This is a genomic window from Planomonospora algeriensis, from assembly GCF_977012225.1.
Genome location: NZ_CDRNDK010000512.1, coordinates 1 through 4,131 on the forward strand (window position 1 = coordinate 1; position 4,131 = coordinate 4,131).

A 4,131-nucleotide genomic window follows, 5' to 3' on the forward strand; every position below is an offset into this window, starting at 1 on the left:
GCCACCACTCGAAAGAGCCGCGGGCACCTCAACCCCGCTTAACTTCGAAGAGCCGTCATGACCCGGCGACGAGATCGGAGCCGAGGATCAGGACGAATGGAGCACCTGCACGCACGCCTGCCGGTTAGGGGGTGAGTGCGGCGCGCAGCAACACCGTCCTCCCGCCGGGCGTGCGAGGAGCGTAGGCTCACCGGGCGTGGACCTCGACTTCATCTGTGTGCACGCCGGGCGCCCGGCGGCCGGGCTGACCCGGCGCGACGTGGCCCGCGCGCTCCTCGCCGTGCCCTCGGGGGTGGCGCTGGTGGCCCTCGCCGATCTGCGGCGGGCCATGCTGGCGGCGGGCAACCCGCTCTCGGCGGTCTTCTGGGAGTCGGCCAGGGCGACGCTGGGGGCGATCGAGTCCGGGAGCGCGACGATCGGCGACGTACAGCGCTGGCTGGAGGCCACCGGGACCGAGCCGCTGCTGCTGACCCGGAGCTTCTTCGTCTGGCCGGAGGAGGACGAGCGGGGGCCGGTCGCCGGGGAGATGTTCGGCAGGCTCGTGGCCCACCTGGAGGGGCTCGTCGCGGTGGGGGAGATCGACCCGGACGCGCTCGCCCGGGGCGACGAGGCGGCCCGCAAGGCGTATGAGGACCTGCAGGAGGAGTGGCTGTCCGGCCCGCTCCCCGACGGCCGGGTCCCCGGACTCGTGGTGAGCGACGAGCAGGACGAGGAGCTGTTCGCGGCCTGGGACGAGGAGGAGGCCTTCGCCCTCGACGAGCTGCGGCGCATCCTCGCCGGGCTGCCCGACCCGGTACGGCCCGAGGCCGAGCTGCGGGCCGCCTGCGCGCGGCTGCGCGAGGTGCTGGCCGACCCCGGATACCCCGGGAACGTGCTGCGGGCGTGCGCCGGATACGGTGACGGGCCGCTGCCCGCCGACGACGAGGAGCTCTGGCTGGCCGTCGCGGCCGGCATCGCCGGACCGGTCTCCGACCTTCCGGAGGACGACGACGCGGTGGAGGAGTTCGCCGACGTGGAGAGCGAGCTCAGCGCCGAGGACTCGGCGCTGGCCTCGCTGTGCGCGATCCACCACGCCGACTGGCTGGCCGCGGTGGCCGCGCTGGCCAGGCGCGGACCCGGGGTGCTGGCCTCACCCGAGCGGGTCGCGCGGCTCATCGCCGAGTCCGACGACATCGACGTGGACATGGACGAGCCGGAGGACCTGGAGGCGACCGAGGCGCTGTTCGGCGCGGTCACGCCCCTGTGGGAGTCGCTGGGAATCGTCGACCGCAGCGGGATCCTCACCCCGCTGGGTCACTGGGGCCTGCCGCGGGCGCTGGAGCGGGCCTGGTCGTCGACGGACGCGCTCGGCGACTGACGTCCGCCGGCGCGGACCGGGTGGTGACGGACGGCCGCCCGCGGAGGGCCCGGCCGCCGTGCCGCGGCCGGACCGGTGCGGGCCCCGGGCCTACTTGGCCTGGGCGGCGCCGTCCGGCTCGCTGTCCGCGTCCTCCAGGTCGGTCTCGGAGGGCAGCTCGATCTTCGAGATCTGCTTCCTCATCGACTTGACGAGCAGGAAGAGCGCGAGGCCCATCGCCGCCACGACCAGGAACCCCAGGAGACCCGGACTGACGTCACCCTTGGGGACGATGTCGAATGCAATCACACCCCAAGTCTGCCACCGCGGGTCCGTGGTCGGGTCAGGGGCAGGAGGCGGGGCTCACCTCGTCGGCGTGGATCCCGGCGAAGAGGTCGTCCTCGGGCAGCTCGGTGTCCACCAGGGAGCGGGACAGGTGGTAGTCCTCGGTGGGCCAGATCTCGCGCTGCAGGTCGCGCGGGCAGACGAACCAGAACCCGTCGGGGTCGACCTGGGTGGCGTGCGCGAGCAGGGCCTCGTCGCGGACCTGGAAGTAGTCGCCGCAGGGGACGCGGCTGGTCACCGGCCACTTCTGCGGACGGTCCTCCCAGCGGGCGATCCAGTCGGCGTACGGCGAGCCGATGCCGCGCGCGGTCATGGCCTCGTGCAGCGCCTCGAAGCGGTCCTTGGTGAAGCCCATGTGGTAGTAGAGCTTGAGCGGCTGCCAGGGCTCGCCGGCCTCGGGATAGCGGTCGGGGTCGCCGGCGGCCTCGAAGGCCTCCACCGAGACGCGGTTGGTCATGATGTGGTCCGGGTGCGGGTAGCCGCCGTCGTCGTCGTAGGTCAGGATGACGTGCGGCCGGAACTCCCGGACCGCGGCGACCAGCGGCGCCGAGGCGACCTCCAGCGGCTGCAGCGCGAAGCACCCCTCCGGCAGCGGCTCGGTCTCGTCCTCGGGCAGGCCGGAGTCCACGAAACCCAGGAAACGCTGCTTCACCCCGAGGATCTCGCGCGCCCGCTCCATCTCCAGGCGCCGGACCTCGCCGATGTTCTCCAGGATGTCGGGGCGGTCCATCTTGGGATTCAGGATCGAGCCCCGCTCCCCTCCGGTGAGGGTGCATACGAGCACGTCCACGCCTTCGGCGACATAGCGCGCCATCGTGGCGGCGCCCTTGCTCGACTCATCGTCGGGATGCGCGTGAACGGCCATCAGTCTCAGCGGTGCACTCACGGGCTCGACGTCTCCTCTTTCAGTGATGCGGCTCTGACCCCCGCCGGCCTCGCGGCTTGGCCTGGATCACTCCAGGGAGAGGTTAGTTTCTCTATGGCGGTCGCGAGAGCGGGGCCCCCGCGAGGGACAATTGTCTCGGATAACGCCGAGGTAGTGCAGGGAGATTCCGTCATGGCCACCAGCGAGGCCGGCAAGGGCCGATTCGAGGGCCCCGTTCTCGGCACCCCGGGCGACTTCCCCGACCGTCCGGAGCGCCGGGGGCGCTTCGTCGTCCACGTGGTGATCGCGATCCTGTGCGCGGTGACGGCGGGCGGGTGGGGGTACGTGATGTGGGCGGCCAAGGGCGAGACCGAGGTCATCAAGCAGATCATCGCGTTCGACGTCGGCCGGCCCGACTCCGCGCAGATCACCTTCGAGGTGATCAAGCCCTCCGACCGGGCCGCCGTGTGCCGGTTGCGCGCCATGGACGTCGGCCACGCGGAGGTCGGGAGCCGAGAGCTGGACATTCCCGCTGGTGAGGGATATGTCAGGCTTACCGAACGGCTAGAGACCAGTGCTCAGGCCACTTCCGCTGACGTCGAGTACTGCTATCTCGTATAGTGAGACATTTGGGGAAGCGTTCAGCCGGTTAACTTGTTAGCCTGTCGAGATTCGATCGTCCGCTCATCCCCAGCACGATGCCCCACAGAGGAAGCAAGGAGAACCCGTGGCCGACTCCCACATCGAGAGCGTCACCTGGCTCACTCAGGAGGCGTACGACCGCCTGAAGGCGGAGTTCGAATACCTCTCGGGGCCCGGGCGCGTCGACATCGCCAAGAAGATCGAAGCCGCCCGCGAAGAGGGCGACCTCAAGGAGAACGGCGGCTACCACGCCGCCAAGGACGAGCAGGGCAAGATGGAGGCCCGCATCTTCCACCTCCGCCAGATCCTGGACACCGCCAAGGTCGGCGAGGCGCCGCGCACCGAGGGCGTCGTCGGGCCCGGCATGACCGTCACCGTCCGGTTCGAGGGCGACGACGAGGAGGTGGCGTTCCTGCTGGCCTCCCGTGAGGAGAGCGGCGCCCCGATCGACGTCTACTCGCCCAAGTCCCCGCTGGGCGCGGCGATCAACGGCAAGAAGGTCGGCGAGAAGGCCACCTACACGATGCCGAACGGCCGCTCCAACACCGTGGAGATCCTGGAGGCCGTGCCGTACAACGGCGGCAACTGACCCGCGAGGACGGTTGGACCGATCCGCCGGGACAGGGTCCCGGCGGATCGCCATGTCTCCGGGGGGATTTCCATTCCCGCCGGTGACCATGGTGCGGGTAGTGACTGTTTTGGCGGGTTCGCGTGCATCCGGCGGCGGAGTACGGCAGGCTCGTGGAGCCGGGCCGCTCCGATGAGGGCCGGGTGGAACGGACGGGGTTCGACCGAGGGGGAGGCGACGTGTTCGAGCGGCGGACACGTTTCTCCGACGTGATCCGGGAGGTCGGTCGCGACCTCGCCTACCGCCCGCGCCTGCGGCCCGGCGGGCGCACCGCCGGCGTGCCGGGGCGCTCCATCCCGGCGGCCGCGGTGCCGG

Annotated in this window: 6 protein-coding genes; 4 read left to right on the forward strand and 2 right to left on the reverse strand. The window is 71.1% G+C overall.

Features of this window, described 5'->3' with window-relative positions; all coding sequences use genetic code 11:
* Positions 1-196: 196 nt before the first annotated feature.
* Positions 197-1,357 (forward strand): hypothetical protein, encoded by a 1,161-nt coding sequence (locus ACWJ6R_RS31385; RefSeq protein WP_449065690.1) that lies wholly within the window; start codon positions 197-199, stop codon positions 1,355-1,357.
* 90 nt (positions 1,358-1,447) lie between these two features.
* On the opposite strand, the gene ACWJ6R_RS31390 is transcribed toward ACWJ6R_RS31385, so the two are convergent.
* Both ACWJ6R_RS31390 and mca read right to left on the reverse strand, forming a co-directional pair.
* A complete protein-coding gene (locus tag ACWJ6R_RS31390) occupies positions 1,448-1,645 on the reverse strand; it encodes a hypothetical protein (RefSeq protein ID WP_449065691.1) in 198 nt (65 codons plus the stop codon).
* 34 nt (positions 1,646-1,679) lie between these two features.
* A complete protein-coding gene (gene mca, locus ACWJ6R_RS31395; RefSeq protein WP_449065692.1) occupies positions 1,680-2,567 on the reverse strand; it encodes a mycothiol conjugate amidase Mca in 888 nt (295 codons plus the stop codon).
* 171 nt (positions 2,568-2,738) lie between these two features.
* Between mca and ACWJ6R_RS31400 the strand changes: the two genes are divergently transcribed.
* The 3 genes from ACWJ6R_RS31400 to ACWJ6R_RS31410 all read left to right on the forward strand — a co-directional run.
* Positions 2,739-3,167 carry a DUF4307 domain-containing protein gene (locus ACWJ6R_RS31400; RefSeq protein ID WP_449065693.1) on the forward strand — a complete coding sequence of 143 codons (429 nt, stop codon included), beginning with the start codon at positions 2,739-2,741 and terminating at the stop codon, positions 3,165-3,167.
* A gap of 106 nt (positions 3,168-3,273) precedes the next feature.
* Positions 3,274-3,777: a transcription elongation factor GreA gene (gene greA, locus ACWJ6R_RS31405; protein ID WP_068901175.1), complete on the forward strand. Its 504-nt coding sequence runs from the start codon at positions 3,274-3,276 to the stop codon at positions 3,775-3,777.
* 122 nt (positions 3,778-3,899) lie between these two features.
* A partial coding sequence (locus tag ACWJ6R_RS31410) for a hypothetical protein (RefSeq protein ID WP_449065694.1) occupies positions 3,900-4,131 on the forward strand: 232 nt, incomplete at its 3' end.

What these genes read in the sequence shown, in the direction of transcription:
- ACWJ6R_RS31400 (WP_449065693.1), top strand. Translation starts at nt 2,739, where the DNA reads ATGGCCACCAGCGAGGCCGGCAAGGGCCGATTCGAGGGCCCCGTTCTC.